The 22,501-nt window shown below is 60.4% G+C and carries 19 protein-coding genes and 1 pseudogene; 7 read left to right on the top strand and 13 right to left on the bottom strand.

Annotation, left to right across the window (positions count from 1 at the left end; all coding sequences use genetic code 11):
* Positions 1–6 precede the first annotated feature (6 nt).
* From H8F22_RS19445 to H8F22_RS19420, 6 genes are all read right to left on the bottom strand, one after another.
* Positions 7–1,155 (bottom strand): efflux RND transporter periplasmic adaptor subunit, encoded by a 1,149-nt coding sequence (locus H8F22_RS19445; RefSeq protein ID WP_194940567.1) that lies wholly within the window; start codon positions 1,153–1,155, stop codon positions 7–9.
* 179 nt (positions 1,156–1,334) lie between these two features.
* Positions 1,335–2,432 (bottom strand): DUF1513 domain-containing protein, encoded by a 1,098-nt coding sequence (locus H8F22_RS19440; protein ID WP_027922869.1) that lies wholly within the window; start codon positions 2,430–2,432, stop codon positions 1,335–1,337.
* Between the two features lie 14 nt (positions 2,433–2,446).
* A complete protein-coding gene (locus tag H8F22_RS19435) occupies positions 2,447–3,511 on the bottom strand; it encodes an imelysin family protein (protein ID WP_194940566.1) in 1,065 nt (354 codons plus the stop codon).
* A 27-nt stretch (positions 3,512–3,538) separates the two neighbouring features.
* The gene (locus H8F22_RS19430) at positions 3,539–4,966 is read right to left on the bottom strand and encodes a di-heme oxidoreductase family protein (protein ID WP_194940565.1); all 1,428 of its coding nucleotides are present in this window, start codon (positions 4,964–4,966) and stop codon (positions 3,539–3,541) included.
* Positions 4,967–5,233: 267 nt separating this feature from the next.
* A complete protein-coding gene (locus H8F22_RS19425) occupies positions 5,234–6,571 on the bottom strand; it encodes an imelysin family protein (RefSeq protein WP_059182244.1) in 1,338 nt (445 codons plus the stop codon).
* A gap of 229 nt (positions 6,572–6,800) precedes the next feature.
* Positions 6,801–8,852, bottom strand: coding sequence for a putative bifunctional diguanylate cyclase/phosphodiesterase (locus H8F22_RS19420; RefSeq protein ID WP_027922873.1), 2,052 nt, complete (start codon positions 8,850–8,852; stop codon positions 6,801–6,803).
* Positions 8,853–9,785: 933 nt separating this feature from the next.
* Here H8F22_RS19420 and H8F22_RS19415 point away from each other — a divergent pair.
* Positions 9,786–10,155 (top strand): annotated as a pseudogene (locus H8F22_RS19415) (DUF6124 family protein).
* Positions 10,156–10,269: 114 nt separating this feature from the next.
* On the opposite strand, the gene H8F22_RS19410 reads toward H8F22_RS19415, so the two are convergent.
* The 3 genes from H8F22_RS19410 to H8F22_RS19400 form a co-directional block, all read right to left on the bottom strand.
* Positions 10,270–10,866, bottom strand: coding sequence for a superoxide dismutase (locus tag H8F22_RS19410; RefSeq protein WP_008034365.1), 597 nt, complete (start codon positions 10,864–10,866; stop codon positions 10,270–10,272).
* Between the two features lie 176 nt (positions 10,867–11,042).
* Entirely contained in the window at positions 11,043–11,645 is a 603-nt protein-coding gene (locus H8F22_RS19405) for a LysE/ArgO family amino acid transporter (RefSeq protein ID WP_027922874.1), read from the bottom strand.
* Positions 11,646–11,650: 5 nt separating this feature from the next.
* The gene (locus H8F22_RS19400) at positions 11,651–12,052 is read right to left on the bottom strand and encodes an ACT domain-containing protein (RefSeq protein WP_027922875.1); all 402 of its coding nucleotides are present in this window, start codon (positions 12,050–12,052) and stop codon (positions 11,651–11,653) included.
* A gap of 96 nt (positions 12,053–12,148) precedes the next feature.
* Here H8F22_RS19400 and H8F22_RS19395 point away from each other — a divergent pair, with 96 nt between their 5' ends.
* The 4 genes from H8F22_RS19395 to H8F22_RS19380 all read left to right on the top strand — a co-directional run bounded on the left by H8F22_RS19395 (position 12,149) and on the right by H8F22_RS19380 (position 16,177).
* Positions 12,149–13,048, top strand: coding sequence for a LysR family transcriptional regulator ArgP (locus H8F22_RS19395; protein ID WP_059182246.1), 900 nt, complete (start codon positions 12,149–12,151; stop codon positions 13,046–13,048).
* Between the two features lie 95 nt (positions 13,049–13,143).
* Positions 13,144–14,136 carry an NAD-dependent epimerase/dehydratase family protein gene (locus H8F22_RS19390; RefSeq protein ID WP_027922877.1) on the top strand — a complete coding sequence of 331 codons (993 nt, stop codon included), beginning with the start codon at positions 13,144–13,146 and terminating at the stop codon, positions 14,134–14,136.
* Between the two features lie 119 nt (positions 14,137–14,255).
* Positions 14,256–15,131, top strand: coding sequence for a coiled-coil domain-containing protein (locus H8F22_RS19385; RefSeq protein WP_027922878.1), 876 nt, complete (start codon positions 14,256–14,258; stop codon positions 15,129–15,131).
* A 197-nt stretch (positions 15,132–15,328) separates the two neighbouring features.
* Positions 15,329–16,177, top strand: coding sequence for a cache domain-containing protein (locus H8F22_RS19380; RefSeq protein ID WP_027922879.1), 849 nt, complete (start codon positions 15,329–15,331; stop codon positions 16,175–16,177).
* A gap of 135 nt (positions 16,178–16,312) precedes the next feature.
* Here the strand turns inward: H8F22_RS19380 and H8F22_RS19375 are convergent, their stop codons facing one another.
* Together H8F22_RS19375 and pobA are read right to left on the bottom strand one after the other, a co-directional pair.
* The gene (locus H8F22_RS19375) at positions 16,313–17,830 is read right to left on the bottom strand and encodes an MDR family MFS transporter (RefSeq protein ID WP_027922880.1); all 1,518 of its coding nucleotides are present in this window, start codon (positions 17,828–17,830) and stop codon (positions 16,313–16,315) included.
* A gap of 77 nt (positions 17,831–17,907) precedes the next feature.
* Positions 17,908–19,101, bottom strand: coding sequence for a 4-hydroxybenzoate 3-monooxygenase (gene pobA, locus H8F22_RS19370; protein ID WP_194940564.1), 1,194 nt, complete (start codon positions 19,099–19,101; stop codon positions 17,908–17,910).
* Positions 19,102–19,280: 179 nt separating this feature from the next.
* On the opposite strand from pobA, the gene H8F22_RS19365 reads away from it, so the two are divergent.
* On the top strand, positions 19,281–20,177 hold the full coding sequence (locus H8F22_RS19365) for a helix-turn-helix domain-containing protein (RefSeq protein WP_027922882.1): 897 nt from the start codon (positions 19,281–19,283) through the stop codon (positions 20,175–20,177).
* A gap of 9 nt (positions 20,178–20,186) precedes the next feature.
* Here the strand turns inward: H8F22_RS19365 and H8F22_RS19360 are convergent, their stop codons facing one another.
* Together H8F22_RS19360 and H8F22_RS19355 are read right to left on the bottom strand one after the other, a co-directional pair.
* On the bottom strand, positions 20,187–20,363 hold the full coding sequence (locus H8F22_RS19360) for a hypothetical protein (RefSeq protein ID WP_170219114.1): 177 nt from the start codon (positions 20,361–20,363) through the stop codon (positions 20,187–20,189).
* Between the two features lie 181 nt (positions 20,364–20,544).
* A complete protein-coding gene (locus H8F22_RS19355; protein ID WP_218186575.1) occupies positions 20,545–21,450 on the bottom strand; it encodes a LysR family transcriptional regulator in 906 nt (301 codons plus the stop codon).
* Between the two features lie 114 nt (positions 21,451–21,564).
* On the opposite strand from H8F22_RS19355, the gene H8F22_RS19350 reads away from it, so the two are divergent.
* Positions 21,565–22,452 carry an MBL fold metallo-hydrolase gene (locus H8F22_RS19350; protein ID WP_059182248.1) on the top strand — a complete coding sequence of 296 codons (888 nt, stop codon included), beginning with the start codon at positions 21,565–21,567 and terminating at the stop codon, positions 22,450–22,452.
* The last annotated feature ends 49 nt before the right edge of the window (positions 22,453–22,501 follow it).

The raw sequence follows: 22,501 nt of genomic DNA, 5'->3' as shown, positions 1-22,501 counted from the left end.
CCTTGATCAGTCCGCGCGCGGCTGACTGTTCTTCTCGGCTAGGGTCTTGTCGTCGCTGATCGCGATGTGCGCACCGTTGTCCAGTTTGATCTGGCCGGCCGTGACCACTTTTTCGCCGTTCTGCACACCTTTGGTAATCATCACCAGCCCGTCGCGACGCTCACCGGTTTCGATGAAACGGCGTTCGGCGATCAGGATCGGTTGGCCCTTGTCGTCTTTTTCCAGGCTGCCGTCTTCGGCTTTTTTCTGCGCGACGACGTAGATCGAGTTGCCGTACAGCGTGTAGGTGATCGCGCTTTCCGGCACGACGATGCGCGGCTGCGGGTCGGGCAACAACACTTGCAGGCTGGCGAACATCCCCGGCAGCAACGTGCCGTCAGGATTGGCCAGGGTCGCGCGGACCTGAACGTTGCGCGTGCTGTTTTCGACTTTCGGGTTGATCGCACTGATGGCGCCGGGGAAGGTTCGCGTCGGGTAGGCCGCGACAATGACCTGCACCGGTTGGCCGAGGGCGATCTTCGGGATCGACTGCTCGGGCACGAAGAAGTCTACATAGAGGCTGCTGAGGTCTTGCAGGGTGGCAATCATGGTGCCAGTGGCGACATAGTCACCGACGTCCACCTGACGAATGCCGATGGTCCCGCTGAAGGGCGCGGCGATGCTCTTTTTACTGAGCGCGGCCCTGAGCTGATTGACCGTGGCCTTGCTCTTCTTCTGCACCGCTGACAGTCGGTCGAATTCACCTTTGGAAATCGCCTGGCTGCCGACCAGCTGGCTGCCGCGACCGTAATCGAGCTGGGCCAGTCCGAGGTCGGCCAGCGCGGTTTCCAGCAAGGCTCTTTCCACGGCGCTGTCGAGCTGCAGCAGCGGTTGACCGGCCTTGACCTTCTGCCCTGACTCGAACTGCAAGTCGACGACGGTGCCGTCGGTCTCCAGGCTCAGGTCCACGCCCTGCAACGCCTTGAGCGTGCCAACGGTGGGCAGGCGGGCTTGCCACGGCCGTTCGGTGGCGGTGGCCACGGCAACACTGATCGGCGGTTTTGGCGCGGAGAAGCCTTGAATCATCGTGTAGATGGAAAAGGCTTTATAACCGGCCAGGACCAGCACGATCAGCAGAACAACACCCAACATGATCAGCATGCGGCGACGCAGCATATTTCCAGTTCCTTGGAGAAAATCAGGTGAGACAGTGGGGCACATTATCTGAGTCGCAGGGTGATTCCAACTGGAAGAAATTACAGGCTAGGCCTTGGAGCGCCTGTCACTCAAGGGGACTAACGAACGATGAATAACCTGTGGCGAGGGAGCAAGCTCCCTCGCCACAGGAAACGGGCTCAGATGAGGTGAAGGTGGTTATCCCAAAGCCCCGCCGGAAGCTCCAATGGTTTTGCAACCAGCGTTGTCTGACGGCAATCGTAATACCGGCAGCGGCCCTGACCCGAGGTCACGACAAACCCGTCGGCCACGGCGCCGACCCCGGCGCAATCGGGCAGGGGCGCATCCAGGCGCACTTCGCCGCTGTCCAGGTCCCAGATGAAAAAGCGGTTGCCCCGTGGCGCGGTCAACGCCACCAGGCGCAGTTCGCTGTGCACCGCGACGCTGGCGGTGTAATGCCCCATCGCCTGCAACTGATGCTCGGGCACTGGAAATGCCGCGAACGGCTGGCCAGGACGCTTGATCGCCAGCAGCTCCGACGACTCATGGGACGGCCCCATGAATTGCTGACCGGCAACGATGGTGCCGTCGCTGGCGATCCCCAGATGCCGCACGCTGTTCATCTGCTGGGCGAGGGTTTCCTTGCTCAATAGCGTGCCGTCGCGTTGCATCAGCACCAGGCTCGGTTCCATGGCATTGAGGTTCATCTCGACCCGGCTTTCGGCCTCGGTGCGAATGCCGCCGTTGGCCACCACCAGGGTTTCGCCATCGGGCATCCACGACACCTGGTGCGGGCCGATGCCATGGGTGGACATCTCGCCGCTGTGCACCAGCCGCTCACCTTCGAACTTATACACACCGAGCAAGCCACGGCCCGGATCGGACGTGTCGTTCTCGGTCGCGTACAGCCAGTCGCCGCTCTTGTGAATCACCGCGTGCCCGTAGAAATGCCGGTTCGGCAGCGACGTCACGGTTTGCAGCAACGTGCCGTCACGCAAGTCGATCAGGTAGCTCTCGGTGCCCGGACGACGGGCCACGAACAGCGCTATCGGCAACGTCGGGTGGTTGATGATGTCGTGGCAACGCTGGCCGACCTGGGTGGCAAACACCCGGGTGCCGTCCAGCCGATAACCGACGGCGTAATGCTTGCCGTCGGTGTCGTCCCGCGCCGACAGCAGCAGCGGGCTTTTGTCCTTTTGCTTGAACAGCGTCCAGCCGCCCAGTGTCACTGCTCCCAGCAGCAAGCTACCTAAAGTCAGAACCTGACGTCGCAGCATGGCACTCGTCCTCATCAGTCACCGTCGTTGGCGTTGAAGCCCAGTTGAATGCCCAGCGCCTTGGCCAGTTCGCCTTCGTGCAGGCGGTGGACAACGTTGAGGCTGTCGTAGAGATCGTTGAGTTGCTGGCGCCCGGCATCGTCGTTGAGCATTTCGGTCAGCGAACGCTGGTTGCTGGCGAACAGTTTCAGCGAGGCGGCGTAGGCGGCATCGATCTTGTCGGCCAACGGCTTTTGATCACTCGGCAACAGACCGCGCAGGCCTTTGTTGTCGACGCCTTCCCACACGGTTTTGGCCGCGGCGAGGCTGGCTTCGAGACCGGTCAGGGACGACTGGCTGCGCCATGCATCGGCCTGGAACGGCTGCGGCACGCCCTTGCTCTGGCGGCCCATTGGCGTGCCGAGTTTTTTCTTCAGGGTATCGATGGCGGTGACTTGCACACGCAACAAGTCGGCGATGGCTTCGTGGGAATCGGCGTAGCGCTGATTCGGGAATTTGCTCATCTGCGCGAGCATGCCGTCGGTGTTGTTCCAACTTTGCAGAATCTCTTCGGCCAGTTGTTTCTGACGTTCGCCGATGGCTTTCAGCAGCGGGCAATACTTGGCTTTCTGTGCGTCGTTGGCGACGTCCGGCTTGCTGTCGAACAGGATGTATTCATAGGCCGAGAGGCCCTGAACCACCACGCTGGACTTGGCCAGGGCGGCGGCATCGATCTGCGGCTGCGCGGTGACCAATTGCTCGAGCTGACGGCCGACCAGGTTCTTCTTGTCCGGCCAGAACTGCACCTGCCACGAACGGTTGCCCTCGGCCAATGGCCCGATCAGCAGCGGTTGCAGCTCGGCCCAGGCTTTCTGCGCGTGCAGGAAGTCGGTGCGGGCGGTGTCGAGGTTTTCCTTGCCTTCGCAGTAGGCCAGGGCGCTGGCGGCCAATTGGCGGTCGGCTTCAACCCAGCGGGTGTAGGTCGGCAGGATCACCGATTTGGCGATAGCGGCCGACGTCACGGCTTGCGGGTCCTGCGGTGAGCAGGCGCCCAGTGCGAGTGCGGCAAGGCTGGTGAACAACAATTTGGGGCGGAACATGTCGGGCTCCCGATGTTTTATAAGTGTTTAAAGTGAGTTCAAAAATGCCAGCAACGCAGCGCGCTGCTCGGCATTGAAAGACAAAACCTGTTGCTGCGCAGCCGTCGCTTCGCCGCCATGCCAGAGCACGGCTTCGAGCAAATTGCGCGCGCGGCCATCATGCAAAAACTGGGTGTGGCCACTGACCGCTTGCGTCAGGCCGATGCCCCACAATGGCGGGGTGCGCCAGTCGCGGCCACTGGCCTGGAATTCGGTGCGGTTGTCGGCGAGGCCGTCGCCCATGTCATGCAGCAGCAGATCGCTGTACGGGCGAATCACTTGATTGGCCAGTTCCGGTTCGGCGGCGTTGGCGGCGGTGGTGTATTTCGGCGTGTGGCAGGATTGGCATCCGGCCTGGAAAAACAGGTTTTTGCCGGCCAGCACTTCGGGCGCGCTGACATCGCGGCGGGCCGGTACGGCAAGGTTTCGGCTGTAGAACAACACCAGGCGCAGGATGTTGTCGCTGACTTCTGGCTCGCCGTCAGGGCCGGTGCCATTGGGTGCCTGTTTGCAGGCGGTTTGCGCGTCGGTGCAGTCGTCAAACGGTCTCAGGCTGGTAGTGAGGCCCATGTCGCCGGAAAACGCATGCACATTCTGTTGATTGAGATTCGGTTGCCCGGCTTTCCAGCCAAATCGGCCGAGGACGGTTTTCTGCTGGGCGTCATCCCAGACCCGGTTCGGGCGTCCGGCGATGCCGTTTTTGTCCTTCGCCTGCGCTTCGGCATTGGCCAGGATCGCCTCGTCGGGGATTGCTTCAAGCAAACCCAGGCCAATCATCGGCGGGGCGACGCGCGCCGAGAACCGCGTGTCGGGGTGCATCGGGCCGTAACCCAATTGTGTGATGTTCAGGCTCGGTTTGCGCAGTTCGACTTCGGTGCCGTCCTTGAATCGCACCGCAACGGGCGTGTAATCGACGCGCACCTTGCCTTCCGGTGCAACACCGGGCACGGCCATGTCCTGGAACTGACCGCCATAGACCGGCTCCGGCACCACGCCGAGCTGCTCGATAACCTTGGCATAGGCCGGTGCGTTGGGGATCGACAGGCGCACCAGCATCGACACCGCATTTGGCGCGTCGGGCGGTGGCGGATGGCCGCGCCCGTCCTTGATGTGGCAGCCCTGGCAGGCGTTGGTGTTGAACAGGGGGCCGAGGCCGTCGCGAGCAGTGGTGGTCGACGGCGCGATGACCCACGGGCTGCGGAAGAAACTGTTGCCGACGCTGAAGTCCACACGCCGTGATGGCGGCAGGTTGGCGGACGGCAGGGAAAACGAGTTCTGATCGGTCTTGCGCACGGTCGCGCTGCCACCGGACCGGGCTTCACCGGGTTCGGCCTTGGTAAAACGCGGGGCGTCATCGCAGGCACTCAGGCCCAGGGCCATTAACAGTGCGGACAAGCGAAGCAGCAGCGGGGGCATCAGACATCCTGCGAGACGAGCAAAACAAGGGCGCAAAGTCTAACAGGGCACGGGAGTTTGAATAAGAGGAATTATCGTTTACTTGATGTGGGGCAAGGTTTGACTTGAGACCGAGTCGCGGCCATCGCGGGCAAGCCACGCTCCCACAGGGTTTTGCACCGAACCTGCGGGAGCGTGGCTTGCCCGCGATGAGGCCATCAGCATCACCCAAAAAACAGGCGTAAAAAGGGCGACCCTAAGGTCGCCTTCTTGTTTGGCCAGCGTTGATCAGAACTCGTGATCAGCGTTGTCCGGGTTCAGGTCGCTGATACCCAGTTTGCCAGCGGCGGCTTCGATCGAACCGGTCTGCTTGACCAGCGAAGCGATGGCGTCACGGACGATCTGATTGCCCGCTGTGTTGCCGGCGGCGATCAACTGGTCGTAATGCTCACCCTTGTTGGCGTGGTCAACCATGACCTGGATCTTGGCTTCGGTAGCGGCCAGATCAGCTTTCAGCGCGGTGTCGGCAGCCGGGTCGGCCTTGGCCACCAGGGACGACAGGCTGGCGCCGGTCATTTTGGTGCCGTCGACGCGGGTGTATTCGCCCAGGTACACGTTACGAATGCCTTTGGCATCGTAGAAGTGCGAATTGTGGGTGTTGTCGCTGAAGCAATCCTGTTCGTCTTCTGGAGAGTTGGCTTCCAGGGACACCTTCATGCGCTCGCCCGCCAGTTCACCAAGGGACAGGCTGCCCATGCCGAACAGCATTTTGCGCAGGCCGGTATCCACCGGTTCGGCTTCCAGGGTGGCGCGGTAGTTGTCAGCCACGTTCGGCTTCCAGTTACCGACCATTTCTTCCAGGTCGCTGACCAGCAGTTGGGTCACGGACTTCAGGTAAGCGCGGCGACGATCGTTGTGACCGCCAGTCGCGCCTTTGCCTTCCAGGTAGTCGGAAGCCGGGCGGTTGCCCGCGCCTGGGCCGGTGCCGTTCAGGTCCTGGCCCCACAGCAGGAATTCGATGGCGTGGTAGCCCGTCGCAACGTTGGCCTCGGAACCGCCCAGCTCGTTCAGGCTGGCGAGTTTTTCCGGGGTAATGTCTTTCACGTCAACCTTGTCTTCGCCGACCTGGACTTCAGTGTTGGCGATGATGTTGGCGGTGGCGCCCGGGTTACCCAGTGCGTGTTCGTAGGATTTGTCGACGTAGTCGATCAGGCCTTCGTCCAGTGGCCAGGCGTTAACCTGACCTTCCCAATCGTCGATGATGGTGTTTCCGAAGCGGAACACTTCGCTCTGCAAGTAAGGAACGCGGGCCGCGACCCAGGCAGCCTTGGCGGCTTTGAGGGTGTCGGCGTCCGGCTTGGCGAGGAAAGCGTCGACGGCGGTTTGCAGGGTTTTCGCGGTGGATTCGGCATCGCTGTAAACGGCGAAGACGATGTCGGCGTAATGCGCGACAACGGCTTTGGCGGCAGCTTCATCGACTTTGCTGGCAGCAGCTGGCGCAGCAACGGTGCTGGCGGCCGGAGTCGGCGCTGGCGCGGCGGCGGTCTTGTCCTTGCCTTCGCCACAACCGGCGAGGGAAATAGCGATGGCCAACAGACTGGCGGTAGCCAGAGGCATACGAATCATGGCGAACATCCTGCTTCGAGAGGGGTGGAAGGGCGCTTCACGCGCGCAAAACTGCGACATAATGCAAATCTTTCGCATTATGTGTAAAGAGTGCAGGTGGAAATATTTCTTATTCGCACAGGGGTGGGGATCAAAAATAAACGCAGCCTCGTTTCACTCGACAGTTGCTACAGGACCACGTGTGTCTGTGGGAGCTGTCGAGTGAAACGAGGCTGCGTCTTTCGCAGGCCTACAAAATAGCCGCGTTGCTGCGCTGGGCCTGTTTCAGGTAGGCGCTCAATTCACGGGCCGGCAGTGGCTTGCTGTAGTGATAGCCCTGACCTTCGTGGCAGCCTTCGGAGATGATGTAGGCTTCTTGCTCGGCGGTCTCCACGCCTTCGGCAATGACCTGCATGCCCAAGCTCTTGCCCAGCTGGATGATCGCGCGAACGATGGTGGCATCGTCGTCGTCATCGAGCAGGTCCTGCACGAAGCTCTTGTCGATCTTGATCTTGTCCAGCGGCAGGCTTTTCAGATAGCTCAGTGATGAATAGCCGGTGCCGAAGTCATCAATGGCGATCAATGCGCCGGAGCGACGCAGGCTCAGCAGGTGCTGGGCGGCGGTGCTGATGTCTTCCATCAGGCCGGTTTCGGTCACTTCCAGTTCCAGGCTGCGCGGTGGCAAGCGGTACATTTGCAGCAGGTTGTTCACCACGCGTGGCAACTCTGCGTGGTGCAGTTGCACGGTAGACAGGTTCACCGCCATGCGCAGGTCGGGGAAGCCCTGATCGTGCCAGTCGCGCAATTGTTTGCAGGCCTGATCCAGCACCCATTCGCCGATGGCAATGATGGTGCCGTTCTGCTCGGCCAAGGGGATGAAAAGGTCCGGCGGCACCAAGCCATGCTCGGGATGCTGCCAGCGAATCAACGCCTCGACGCCCACCACCCGGTGGTCGCGGTAGCTGATTTGTGGTTGGTAGACGAGGTAGAACTGATCGCGGGCCAGCGCATCGCGCAGGTCTTTTTCCAGTTCGCGACGGCGGCGCATCTCGGTGTCGACGCTGGCGATGTAGAACTGATAGCGGTTGCGCGAGCGGGTCTTGGCCAGGGTCATGGTCTGCTCGGCTTTTTGCAGCAGCTTCTCGGTGCTGTCACCGTCCTCGGGGAACAGAGTGATGCCGATGGTCGCGCGCAGGCGGATTTCCTGATGGTCGAGGGCAAACGCCGCTTCCAGATCATCGAGGATGCTTTGCGCCAATTCGGCGGCTTCATAGGGTTGTTCGATATCGGCCTGGACCAGGGCGAACTGGTCACCACCCAAACGGGCGAGGGCGCCGAGGCGACCGCTGTGAGCGCGCAGCCGGTCAGCCAACGCCAGCAGCAATTGGTCGCCGGTCTGGTAGCTGAACTGTTCGTTGATGCCTTTGAAATCGTCCAGGCCCACCACCAATACCGCGACCCGACGCTGCAATTTGCCGGCGTCGACCAGGATCTTGTCCAGTTGTTGCTGCAATTGCTGGCGGTTGGGCAGGCCGGTGAGGAAGTCGTACTGGGCCATGCGCAACAGGCTGTTTTCTGCTTCGTGGCGCAGGTGGGTGTTGCGTTCGATGGATTCGAGCAGCTGGTTGGCGGTGTTGATCCAGATGCCCAGTTCGTTCTTTTCGTGGCCCTTGAGTTGCGGAATCTTGTGTTCGCTGGGGCGATCCGGGTTGATTTCGGTCAGGTGCTCGATAATTCGCGACAGCGGTTTGGTCAGCAGCCAGTGATAGACCAGGTACAGCACCAGGCCCATGGCCATGGCGCGCAACACGCCGGAAATGAAGATGATCACCGAGCTGATGATGAACCCTTGGCCGTAGGTGGCGGTGTCGAGGGTGATGCTCAGGTCGCCGTAATACTCGCTATATGGGCCGCGACCGACCAGTTGGGTGGTGAAAGTGCGTTCCTTGCCGAGGATCAGGTCGGTCAGCCAGCGGCTGTGGGAATGCTGCAATTCGCGGGTTTTTTGCGCGAGCATGGCTTCGTTGGGATGGCCGATGGAGGCCTGGCGCACGGCGTCGTCCTGGAACAGGCCTTCGATCACTTGCATGCCCATTTCCCGGTCCAGGCTGTAGACGGCCTGGGTAGAGGGGTCGCGGAACATGTCGAGGATGCGTTCGGCATCGTTGGCTACGGCCTGGCGTGTCTTGTAGGCGTCGAAAACGATTTGCGCACAGCTCAAGACCACGCCGACGATCAATGCCGACAGGAGCACGACCCGGAGCAACTTCACCGACAAGCTGTTCTTGAGTTCCAGCTTCAAAGGGTTATTCCTTGTTCCGTGCGGGTAGCATCAAGTTGCCATGAGTATTGGCAATCCCGTGTTGGCAGTCAAAGGGACATTTATTCACAGGGGATTTTGTCTGTGGGCGTGGCCGATTTGCTGTTGTCCGGGGTGTTTGTCCTATTAGTACTGTGTCGGTAGTTGGGTCCTTCAACTTGAGGGGATTGGGATAATTTTTCCTTCTCGGTTGATGGTAGCCGGCTATGGCGTTGGGGCAAGGGGGTGGTGTACATATCCATTTCTGCGGTAACGGCCGCTAATGGTTTCGCTCTTACAGCGAGTCCCTTTTGGCAAACGCGGAACGCCCCAAAAGGAACCAAAAGGTCTCGCCCCGAGCGTCCGGCCCCTCGCTAAGGCTCGGCCGCTACGACCTACATGCAGCGTGTTCGACTGCGTCGAACGGCGCTACGCGCCACTCCCCGGATGCACACCTCCACTCAGCCTCCCGAGGGGGCGGGTGAATCAAAAGCGGCAGGCGAGCTAACGTTCGGCCTGATGAGTGGTGAGAAGCGGCGGCTGTACACCGAATGATCGTTCCCACGCTCCCGCGTGGGAATGCCGCCGGGGACGCTCCGCGTTCCATTTTTTGTGTTGAACGATGTGTAAAAAACGCAGAGATTTCCCACGCATTTTTCAGGTTGCTGGGTAGGAAGCCCTGTCTCTAACCTCTGGCTGTCGCTGAAAACTCAGCGACCGGGTGTGAGAGCCCGGCAACTTATGGTCATCCAGTGTCTGTACACGCATAATCGCCGCCAGCTTACTCGCTGCCAGTAATTGCGTTATGGCGGCTGTGTGCGGGCGGACTTCGGTCCGGCCGGGTGTCCATAACCGGTCTTCTCACCTCGCACATAGCTGCCACCTCTTCGCCGTGTGAGAAGCGGCAAGTGGGGGCCCCAACGCTGGAGAAATACAATGGACAAATTGATTCCCGATCCACCCTTGAACACCACCGACCCAGACGCCGAAGAAACCCAATCCGAAGCTCTCCTGCGAGACCGCGAAGCCATCAAACGCGCACTCGACTATTACCTCGATCCCCCAGTCCCAATACACCGAAAAACCCCGCCGCCCCAGCACGATGTACATGATCGCTCCCAACATGGACACCGAAAGCCTCCTGGCCCAGGCCTGCGAGTCACTGGCCTCTGCCAGCGTCATGACCAGCGATTTCGCCGCGAACCTGATCGGCCCGCAGCGTAATACGGTGTTGGCGATTCAGCAGATCATCATGCTGGCGGAGTTGGCGGTGAACCGGGCCTTGGATAAAGTCGATCCGGCGTAGACCGCGTTATCGTTCTTCGCGAGCCTGCTCGCGAAGGCGCCCGAATAGTCGACACATTTCTCCAGGCAATAAAAAACCCGGCATAAAAGCCGGGTTTTTTGTCTGGCATCGATCTTAAGCGGTGAAGGTTTTGCCTTCAAACTGCTCAGCCACGAATTTCCAGTTGACCAGGTTCCAGAACGCTTCGACGTATTTCGGACGAACGTTGCGGTAGTCGATGTAGTAGGCGTGTTCCCAGACGTCGCAGGTCAGCAGCGGGGTGTCGCCGTTGGTCAGCGGGTTGCCGGCGCCGATGGTGCTGGCCAGGGCCAGGGAACCGTCAGCCTTTTTCACCAGCCAGCCCCAACCGGAACCGAAGGTGCCGATGGAAGTCTTGCTGAATTCTTCCTTGAACTTGTCGAACGAACCGAACGAAGCGTTGATGGCTTCAGCCAGTGCGCCGGTAGGTTGACCGCCGGCGTTTGGCGCCAGGCAGTTCCAGTAGAAAGTGTGGTTCCAGACCTGAGCGGCGTTGTTGAAGATGCCGCCCGAGGAAGATTTAACGATTTCTTCCAGGGTCTTGCCTTCGAACTCGGTGCCTGGCACCAGGTTGTTCAGGTTCACGACGTAGGTGTTGTGGTGCTTGTCGTGGTGGTATTCCAGAGTTTCCTTGGAAATGTGCGGCTGCAGGGCATCGTGTGCGTAAGGCAGCGGCGGCAATTCGAAAGCCATGATGATTCTCCTAATCAGGTCAGTTGCGGTGAGCGCAAGGCCGATCACGGGCGGCCAGACAAGCGCCGGGGAGTTTGTACTCTTTGCGGCGCATCGGATCGGATCATAGCACCGGGGGTGCGGCATAACCACGCAACAACTGTGTGGGATAGAGGTTCCAGAGCCTTTTGGAATATTCAGGGGGTGACGATTAATTGAAACGCCACCGCAAACATCATCACCGCCACCAGCAGATCAAGAATCCGCCAGGTGCTTGGCCGCGCGAGCCAGGGCGCCAACCATGCCGCGCCCAGCGCCAGGGTGAAGAACCACAGCAACGAAGCACTGGCCGCGCCCACCACATAAGCGCCGGGTTCGGTTTGTTGGGCACCGAGGGAGCCGATCAGCAACACCGTGTCCAGATAAACGTGCGGGTTGAGCAATGTCACGGCCAGGGCGCTGAGCATCACCGCGCGCAGTGAACGCACGGTCTGGTTTTCACCCTTTTGCAGGCTCTGTTTCGAGAAAGCCCTGCGCAGTGCCTGGCTGCCGTACCAAATCAGAAACACCGCGCCGCCCCAACGGGCAACCGCCAGCAGGGTCGGGTTATGCGCCAGTACCGTGGCGAGGCCAAACACCCCGGCGGCCACGAGCAAGGCATCGCAAGCGACGCACAGTGCCGCCACTGGCAAGTGATGTTCGCGACGAAGACTTTGCGCCAGCACAAACGCATTCTGCGTGCCGATCGCCATGATCAGCCCGGCGGCCACCAACAGGCCGTTCACATAGCTTTGCCACATAAGGTTTACTCCGCGTTGGCCGCCAGGTCACGCAGCACGTGGAGTGCGCGTTCGGCGTCGGCCTGACCGACAAACAGGTGATCGTGGTAATAGCCGGCGATCACGTTGCAGCTGATGCCGGCCTTGCCCAATGCGGTGGCGAAGGCGGCGGTCAGGCCGACCGCTTCCAGCGCCGAATGCACATTCAAGGTGATCCAGGCCGCGACGTAGTCGAAACTGAAACCGGCCTGTTGGGCGTGGGAACGTTCCAGGATCACGGTCAGACCTTCCTGCTCGCGAAAGCTGCCGACGATCTCAAGGCCCACTGGCAGCTTGCCGTCGCGCAAGGTACAGAACACGTATTCGCCGGCGTTGAGTTGCGGGCTCATGCTGCGCAGCAGGGTTGCCAATGAAGTTTCGCCAGCCATGTCGGTGTTCCTTGTTGAAGAGATCTTGCTGGGCATTCTCCGCTGCTAACCTGTATAAGAAAAACCAATCATGCTGATCGCTCATTAGGAAAACTGATGTTCGACTATAAATTACTCTCTGCCCTGGCCGCCGTGGTCGAGCAGGCCGGTTTCGAACGGGCCGCGCAGGTGCTGGGCTTGTCGCAATCGGCGATCTCCCAGCGGATCAAACTGCTGGAGGCGCGGGTCGGCCAGCCGGTGCTGGTGCGGGTCACACCGCCGGCGCCGACGGAAATTGGACGGCGCCTGCTCAACCATGTGCAGCAAGTGCGTTTGCTGGAGCGCGACTTGCAAACCCTGGTGCCAGCGCTGGATGAAGAAGGGCTGCCGGAGCGTCTGCGCATCGCCTTGAATGCCGACAGCCTCGCCACGTGGTGGGCGCAAGCGGTGGGCGATTTCTGTGCCGAACAACATTTGTTGCTGGACCTGGTGGTCGAAGACCAGACCGTCGGCCTCAAACGCATGCGCGCCGGCGAAGTGGCGGCCTGTGTCTGCGCCAGTGAACGCCCGGTGGCCGGGGCCCGCAGCGTTTTGCTGGGGGCGATGCGTTATCGGGCGTTGGCCAGTCCGGCGTTCATCGCGCGCCATTTTCCGGAAGGTGTGCGCGCCGATCAACTGGCGAAAACCCCGGCCTTGGTGTTTGGCCCGGACGATTTCCTGCAGCATCGCTACCTCGCCTCCCTTGGGGTCGACGGCGGTTTTGAACACCATTTATGTCCCTCGTCTGAAGGCTTCATTCGCTTGACCGAGGCCGGTCTCGGCTGGGGGCTGGTGCCGGAATTGCAGGTGCGTGAGCAACTGGAACGCGGTGTTTTGCGGGAGCTTTTGCCAGATAAGCCCATCGACGTGCCGCTGTACTGGCATCATTGGCGCAATGGCGGTCAGCTTCTGGGGTTGTTGACCGATCAATTGGTGCGTTCGTCGAAGCAATGGCTGGTGCCTTGGACACAGCCGTAAGCGTCAAGCTGCAAGCGGCAAGTGAAGCGCTTGCGGATCGTTTTTAACTTGCAGCTTGTGGCTTGAAGCTCACCGCTGCATTTGTGGAGCACTACATGAAAATTCTGGTCACCGGCGCAAGCGGCTTCATCGGCGGACGCTTTGCGCGTTTCGCCCTTGAGCAGGGCCTGGACGTGCGGGTCAACGGTCGCCGGGCCGAAAGCGTCGAACACCTGGTGCGCCGTGGCGCCGAGTTCATTCAGGGCGACTTGAGCGACCCGGAACTGGCGCGCGACCTGTGTTCAGACGTCGAAGCCGTGGTCCATTGCGCGGGGGCGGTGGGGCTGTGGGGGCGTTATCAGGACTTTCATCAAGGCAACGTTCAGGTCACCGAAAACGTGGTTGAAGCCTGCCTGAAACAGCGGGTTCGGCGCTTGGTGCACTTGTCGTCGCCGTCGATCTACTTCGATGGCCGTGATCATCTGGGTTTGACCGAAGAACAAGTGCCCAAGCGCTTCAAGCATCCCTATGCGGCCACCAAATTCCTCGCCGAGCAAAAAGTCTTTGGCGCCCAGGAGTTCGGCCTCGAAACCCTGGCCCTGCGCCCGCGCTTCGTCACGGGTGCGGGTGACATGAGCATCTTCCCGCGCCTGCTGAAAATGCAGCGCAAAGGACGCTTGGCGATCATCGGCAACGGCCTGAACAAGGTCGACTTCACCAGCGTGCAAAACCTCAACGAAGCGTTGCTCAGCAGTTTGCTCGCCAGTGGCTCGGCCTTGGGCAAGGCCTACAACATCAGTAACGGAACGCCGATTCCGTTGTGGGACGTGGTCAATTACGTCATGCGCAACATGCAAGTCCCACAAGTGACGCGCTACCGTTCCTACGGTCTGGGCTACACCGTCGCGGCACTCAACGAAGGGGTGTGCAAGCTGTGGCCGGGGCGCCCCGAGCCGACCTTGTCGCGACTGGGCATGCAGGTCATGAACAAAAATTTCACCTTGGACATCAGCCGCGCCCGGCATTATCTGGACTACGATCCGAAAGTCAGTGTCTGGGCCGCCCTCGATGAATTTTGCAGTTGGTGGAAGGCCCAGGACATCCGCTGACGTGCCAGGACCTGCCTGCCCGTACTGAACCGAGTGGGGTATAGAGAGTCAATCGGTGCGGCAGTGGGGTTTATACTCGCCGCATAAAGCCATCACCGCGTTCCACAAAGGTTGACTCAATGTCCATGCGTAACGATGCCAACGACGATTTCGATGATGTCCCGAGCCTGCGTGCCGACAGCCTCGACGATGATGATTTTCCGCCCACCGTCCGTACCAGCGTGCATTCCCGTCCAGTGCCGGTGGTGAAGGTCAAAAGCGCCAGCACCGGCCCGCTGTGGGCATTGGTCGGCGCGTTGTTTTTTGCGTTTGCGGGCCTGGCCTGGTGGAGTTTTCAGCAGATTTCGTTGATGGAACAACAACTGGTCGCAACCCAGGAAAGTTTCGCGCGCATCAGTGAGGAAGCGGCGGGACGCTTGCAGGATATTTCCGGCAAGGTCGTCGCCAGCCAGACCAACGTCACCAGCGACAGCGAAGCGCTGAAACTGCAAATCAAGGATCTGGAAACCAAACTGCTGGATCAGAGCAAACAGCAGCAGGGTGTTGTCGGTCAGACCACCGATCTGGACAAGCGCCTGGCGCAAATGACCGCACAAACCAGCGACCTGGATAAACGTCTGGCGCAGCTTGCCGCCCAGAGCACCGAGCATCAGACGGCCAATACTCAGTTGCAGGCGCAGCTAAAAGCCTTGAGCACTGAGTTGACCGCCCTGAAAAGCGCCCCGGACGACAGCAGCAAATTCGACGCACAGCTTAAAAGCCTCGGCGCCGATATCGTCGCGCTGAAAAAACAAGGCAACCCAAGCGCCGCGATCGAGCGCCTGGAACAAGACATGATCGTGCTCAAAAGCGAGCAGGACAACCGCCCGGCCGCAGCGCAAGGCTCCACCAATACCGCCGAGTTCGACGCATTCCGCGCCCAGGTCACCCGCAACATCAACACCCTTCAGGCGCAGATCCAGAACCTGCAGCAGCAACTGCGCGCCCGCCAGTAACCCCCGGGCCCCTGTAGCCGCTGTCGAGCTCCAGCGAGGCGGCGTCCGGCTGCGAAGCAGTCGTAAAATCTACCCAGCGGTCTTTCAGGTAGACCGCAGACGCAGCCTCGCCAAGGCTCGACCGCTGCTTCAGGACCGGGTGTATCTCCCATTGCCGTCTACGCTCTTGAAACACCGACAAGAACGAGGGATGCGCTATGGGGGTTTTGCACAAACTGGCCTTATTGGGCGGGATGCTTTTGCTGTGCCTGGGGCAGGTTCACGCCGCCACGGCGGAAAAGGATGACAGCCAGGCCGCCAAAGCCTTGCTGGAAAAAGCCCTGGCTTACTACCATGACAATGGCGACAAGGCCTTTGCGGCGTTCAGCCGTCAGGGCGAGTTTGTCGACAAGGATCGCTATGTGTTCGTGGTCGATACCAAGGGCGTGATGCTCGCCAGTGGCGGGCCGTCGGCGGCATTGATCGGGCGGGATGTCACCGAGACCCTCGGGCCGGACTTGCAGAAAGCCTTCAAGGACGCCTTGAAAGTGCCGGAGGGCAATGGCATCCAGCAGGCGGAATACCGCTGGCAGAACTGGTCTGACGGCAAGGTCGAGCGCAAACATGTGTTCTATCAGCGCGTCGGTCAGCGGATTCTGGCGGTCGGTTACTACCTGCCACGGGCGTCAGCGGAACAGGCGATGGCGCTGTTGAACAAAGCCGCGACCGATCTGGCCAAGGACGAGAAGGGCACACTGACCGCGATCAATTCCCTCAAGGGCGGTTACCTGCAGGATGACCTGTACGTGTTCGTCGTCGACCTGGACACCCAACGCTACGTGGCCCACGGCACCAACCTGCGGCTGATCAACACCGACTTCGGCAAGATCAAGGACCCGGAGGGCAAACCGGTGGGCGAGCCTATCCTGGCGTTGATGGCCAAGCAGGATTACGGCGAATACGAATACCGCTGGAAAAACCCGGTGACCAACAAGGTTGAGGACAAGCATGCCTACCTGAAGAAGGTCGGGCATTTTCTGGTGGCAGTCGGGTATTACAGCCCTTGAATCACTGTGACTGACAGATAGCTATCGCGAGCAGGCTCACTCCTACTGGATCTCCGCCCGTACACAAATATTGTGAGCACCGGAGATCCCCTGTAGGAGTGAGCCTGCTCGCGATTGGCAGACGACTCGGTGTGTCTACCGGACCTTGTCTTCCCGCCCCCGCAGCAACATATTCGGCATCGCAATCGCCGCCGCCAGTCCCAGCAACGACACCGCCGCACTCACCATCAACAAATACCTGAACGTCAGCAACAACTCCGCACGCAAGGCGTTTTGCGCATCGCCCGGCGCGGCGTTCAAACCGTCGAGCAAGACATTCCCGGAACTGCCCTCGACGATCAGCGACGAACCGGCAATGTGCGCGAAGCTTGAATCCTGCAACAACGCCAGCAGCAGCGCCGACATCAACGCCACCCCCACCGCGCCGCCCAGGGAGCGGAACAGATTGGTGGTGCTGGTGGCGACACCGATGTCGCGCTGGTCCACCGAGTTCTGTGTGCCGACCAAAGACGTCGGGAATTGCATGCCGCTGGCGATCCCGCACAACAACATGAACAAACTGCTGAGCACAAACGCCTGAGGCGGGCTGAACGCCATACCCAGAATCGCCATCGGCATCAGCGCCGCGCCGCTCAGGATCATTGGTTTGTAGCGCCCGGTCACCGAGGTCCGGCGTCCGGCAAAATAGGCGCCAATCGGCAAACCCATCGCCAGCGGCAACAGGTGCAGTGCGGCGCTGTCGGCACCGGCGCCGGTGACACTCTGGAAGCGCAGCGGCATCAGCACGATCAGCGAGATCGCCTGGAAACTGGTGAAGAAAATCGTGCACCAGCAAAAAATCGCGTTGCGGTTGGCGAACAGATGCATCGGCAACAACGGCTCCCGTGCCCGGCGCTCATGCCAGACGAACATCCCAAGAATCACCACCGCGCCGGCAAACAGTCCCAGCACTTGCGCGCTGCGCCACGAATGACCCTGACCGACCTGCGTGATGCCCAGCAACAACGCGGTCAAGCCGATGATCATCAGCAACGTGCCGAGGTAGTCGATCACAGGTTTGCGCTGCGGCACCGGCAGCCCGACCAGCGTTCGATGGGCCACCACCCAGGCACCCAGTCCCAGGGGCAGATTGATCAAGAATACCCAGCGCCACGACAAATACTCGGTCATGTAACCGCCCAGCACCGGGCCGGCCACGCTGGCCACGGCGTACATGCTGCTGAAGTAACCCTGATAACGACCGCGCTCCCGGGGCGGGACGATGTCGCCGATGATCGCCTGACTGACCGAAATCATCCCGCCGGCACCGATGCCCTGAATGATCCGCGCCAGCACCAATTGCTCCATGCTCTGGGCCATGCCGCAGAACAACGAGGCGAGGGTGAACAGGCCCATGCCGAACAGCATCAGCTTGCGCCGACCATACAAATCGCCGAGCTTGCCGTAGATCGGCACCGCCACCGTCATCGCCACCATGTACCCGGAAATCACCCAGGCCAGCAGGCTGACGTCCTTGAACTGGGCGGAAATCGCCGGCATCGAGACAGCGACGATGGTCTGGTCCAGCGCGCCGAGAAAGATCGCCAGCATCAGGGCGATCAGCACGCTGCGAATGGCCGGTTTGGGCGTGTCAGGCTGGTTGAGATTGGTCACGGTAAAACCTGCGGGCAGAGATGGACCCGCAAGTGGCAAGGCGAGCGGGAATGCTCGCAGTGTAAGTCGGTAGCAAGCTATTCGATAGCCTCGTACGCAAGCCCGACGTAATTTTCTGCAATGGTTTTTCGACCGGCTTCGGAGCCGACAAAGTAGTCCAGTTCCGACTCGCTGATGCGCTGGCTGAACGCGTCATGGTCGTCAAAGCGATGCAGCATAGAAGTCATCCACCAGGAAAACCGCTCGGCTTTCCACACGCGGCGCAGGCAGATTTCGGAGTATTTCTCCAGCAAATCCACGCGTCCTTCCCGATAGACCTTCAACAGAATATTGAACAACGTGCTGACGTCACTGGCGGCCAGGTTCAGGCCCTTGGCGCCGGTGGGCGGGACGATGTGCGCCGCGTCGCCGACCAGGAACATGCGCCCGAATTGCATCGGTTCAACGACAAAACTGCGCAACGGCGCGATGCTTTTTTCGATGGACGGGCCGGTGACCAACGACGCAGCCAACGCTGGCGGCAGGCGCAATTTCAACTCATCCCAGAAACGCTGATCCGACCAGTCCTGCACCTGGTCCTCGGCCGGTACCTGAAGGTAATACCGGGTGCGGGTCGCCGAGCGCATGCTGCACAAAGCAAAACCGCGCTCGTGGCGGGCGTACACCAGTTCTTCGTGCACCGGCGGCGTGTCGGCGAGGATGCCGAGCCAGCCAAACGGATAGACCCGCTCGAACACCTTGAGGCAGTCGTCGGGGATCGATTGGCGCGCCACCCCGTGGAAACCGTCGCACCCGGCGATGTAGTCGCAATCGAGGCGATACGTCTCGCCATCCTTATCAAAGGTGACGAAAGGTTCTGCGCTTTTCATCCCGTGTGGCATGACGTTGACGGCGTCATAAATCGTCTGCGCGCCGGCCTCCCGACGAGCGGCCATCAGGTCACGGGTGACCTCGGTCTGGCCATACACCATCACGGTTTTGCCGCCGGTCAATGCCTGCAAATCGATGTGTACCTGACGGCCATCGAGTGCCAGTTCGAAGCCGGTGTGCACCAGGCCTTCGGCATCCATCCGCCGACCCACACCAGCCTGACGCAACAGCTCTACCATGCCTTGTTCAAGGACCCCGGCACGGATTCGCCCGAGCACATAATCCGGGCTCTGGCGTTCAAGAATGAGGGTGTCGATACCGGCGTTGTGCAGCAATTGACCGAGCAGTAAACCGGCAGGACCGGCGCCAATGATGGCGATTTGGGTTTTCAGCGTTTTCATTGTTGTCAGGACTCGCAAGCTCCACGCGACCAAGGCCGGTGAATTATTTTTATGGATCGAGTGCTTGCATTTTTCCCTTGCGAGTCTGTCAATTGAAGGTGAAAACTGAGCCGATACCTGTTCTTTCTGCCAATCGGTGCGATTATCGCCCGTAACCCCCCGAGGCCTGGATTGAAGTGATGAACAAGCCTGACCTGCCTTCGATTCCAGTGTTCAAGCTCTACGGTGAAAGCCTGGACTGGCCGACCCCCGACTTGCTGCACTGCGAAACCATTTCCAAACGCAGCCGCGAACACCAATGGGAAATCAAACCCCACCGTCACGCCGATTTGTGTCAGTTACTCTTCATCTTCAAAGGTCAGGCAGAGCTTGAGATCGAAGGTAAACGCACGCAACTGACTGAGCCGACCGTGCTGATCCTGCCGCCGTTGTCGGTGCACGGTTATCGATTTTCCGAAGACGTCGAAGGGTTTGTCTTGACCCTCGCCGCGCCGCTGATCGCCCATCTGCAAGCGCAACTGGGCAACTCGGTGAATGCGCTGGCCCAGGCTGAAAGCTACCCGGCGGGCAAGGACGGTGACTACCTCAACAGCCTGTTTTCAGCGCTGCAAGACGAATACACCGGTCACCAACCGGCGCGTGAAATGCTCATGCATTCACTGGTCAGCGTGATCATGGTCTGGGTCAGCCGGCAGGTGATCACCCGCCGCAACGCCAGCCAGCGTCCGCAGCGCGCCCGGGAATACCTCAACGGGTTTATCCAGCTGGTGGAAGAGACTTACCGTCAGCACGTCAAGGTCGAAGACCTCGCGCATCGGCTGGGGATTTCCGTGTCCCACCTCAACGGCACGTGCCGTGAACTGGCGGGGCAACCGGCGTTGCAGATCATGCACGAACGGCAATTGCTGGAGGCCAAGCGGTTGCTGACCTACACCAGCATGACCATTTACGAAATGTCCGATGTGTTGGGGTTTTCCGATCCTACAAACTTCACACGCCTGTTCCGGCGTCGCGTGGGTATTTCGCCCAAGGCGTTCCGCGACCGCTTGAAGGCCGATCAGGACAACGAGGCCTGATCCCCTGGGTCACCGCAGGGCATTGAGGGTCGCGTTGTGGGGGATGCAGCGTTCGAAGTTGCAGCTCGCAAATTCACGGGGCAGTTGCCGTGCCTGCTCGACCCGCCAGGCTGCGGTGCCATACAGCGCCAGCGTCACCGCGCAGGTGATGAAAATGGTGAGGTACCTTCTTGTTTTGATGTTCATGGCGTGGACCTCTGAACGAAATACCCTTGGGTATTACTTTGAGCATAGGTCAGCGCGGGTGAGTTGCCACTAAAGCTGCATCGTACGTACCCCGATATTCAGAACACTGATGTGCCCACTGTGGGAGCGAGCTTGCTCGCCCCCACAGGTGATTGGTGTCGAACTCAAAGGTTACGGCGAGTTACAGGCCGATATCCCACGCTGGTTCTTCGGGAAATCTGAGCACCAGGAAATCCAGCAGGCTGCGCAACGCCGCTGGCATGTGTTTGCGTGACGCATACACCGCATAAATATTCATCTGCCGGGGCTCGGCCTCGGGCAACAGGCGGATCAGTTCGCCGCTGTGAATATGCACACCGGCCTGATAACTCGGCAGCATCGCCACCCCGGCGCCGGCGATGGTTACGCGCAGCAGGGTGCTGGCTTCGTTGGCGCTGATGTTGCCTTGCACCGTCACCGAGACCGGCTCGCCGTCCTCCTCGAAATGCCAAAGGCTTTTGCCGAAGTAGGAATGGGTCAGGCAATTGTGCTGGCTCAGGTCCTCGACCCGCTGCGGCGCTGGATGTTCGCGCAGGTAGCCCGGGGAGGCGCAGATCACCGAGCGGCAGACCGTCAGCCGTCGGGCGATCAGGTTCGGGTCCAGGTCGTTGCTGGTGCGGATCGCCAGATCGATGCGCTCATCCACCAGGTTCACGGTGCGGTCGAGCATCTGCAGGTCGATGCTGACGCCAGGGTAACGTTTGACGTAGGCCGCCATGGCGTCCGCCAGTTGCGCCTGGCCAAACGAAGTGCTGACACTGATGCGCAGCAACCCACGCGGTGCATCGTCCGGCTCGCTCACGGCGGCTTGCATGTCGGTGGACAAGTCGAGCATCTGCCGACAGCGGGGCAGCATCTCGGCGCCGGCGGCGGTCAGGCTCAATTTGCGGGTGGTGCGGTGCATCAACCGGGCACCGACCCAGTCCTCCAGTTCCGCCAGATAACGTGAAACCACCGGCCGTGACAGGTCCAGATGATCGGCGGCGGCCGACTGGCTGCCGAGGTCGACCACCGTGACGAATACGCGCATTGCTTGAAGACGATCCATGATTTGCCCGCTTTCAGAAACAAACTATGTTCAAGCATCGCATTTTTTGTACTGAGTCATGCAACTAAGCTCCCTCCCATCGCCAAGCATGGCATTCGGATTACGGAGCAACAGATGATCGGTTTCACCACCCTCAAGCGTATTTTGCTGGCCACCGCCGCTCTCGGCTTCGCGGCCCATGCAGCGGCGGCCTCGACCCTGACCCTGGATGTCTACAACCCCGGCGACAAGGCGATCTTCCCGGTGACGTCGGTGCTGGTCAGCGGTGAGAAAGAAGCGATTCTGGTGGATGCGCAGTTCGGCAAATCCCAAGCCGAGCAGGTGGTCGAGAAAATCCGCGCCAGCGGCAAGCAACTGACCACCATCTACATCAGCCATGGCGACCCGGATTATTACTTCGGCCTCGACACCCTGACCGCCGCGTTCCCCAACGCCAAAGTGCTGGCTTCGCAGCCAACCGTGGACCACATCAAGCACACCGTCGACGGCAAACTGGCGTTCTGGGGCCCGAAAATGGGCGCTGACGTACCGGCGAAAACCATCGTGCCCGGCGTGCTCAAGGGCGACAGCCTGATACTGGAAGGGCAGAAATTGCAGGTGGTGGGGCTGGACAGCAAGCAGCCGGACCGCACCTTCGTCTGGATTCCATCGATCAAAGCGGTTGTCGGTGGGGTGGTTGTGGCAGAAAACATCCATGTCTGGATGGCCGACACGCAAACCCCGCAGTCCCACGCCGATTGGTTGACGACGCTGCACGCCATCGAAACCTTGAAACCGAACACCATCGTGCCGGGTCATTACCTCGGTGACAGCGCCCGCTCCCTGGCGGCCGTGCGGTTCACGGCTGAATACATCAAGGCGTTCGACGAAGAAACCGCCAAGGCCAAGGATTCCGCCGCACTGATCGCCGCGATGAAAAAACGCTTCCCGACGCTGGGCGAAGAAAGCTCGCTGGAGCTGAGCGCCAAAGTCGCCAAGGGCGAGATGAAGTGGGGCGAATGACCGGACACCTGTGAATGATCGTTCCCACGCAGAGTGGGAACGATCAACA

Origin of the sequence: Pseudomonas mucoides, assembly GCF_015461845.1 — a bacterium.
GTDB classification, from domain to species: Bacteria; Pseudomonadota; Gammaproteobacteria; order Pseudomonadales; family Pseudomonadaceae; genus Aquipseudomonas; species Aquipseudomonas mucoides.
The sequence above is the reverse complement of the archived record's forward strand: the minus strand, read 5'-3'. Positions and strand labels throughout refer to the sequence as shown.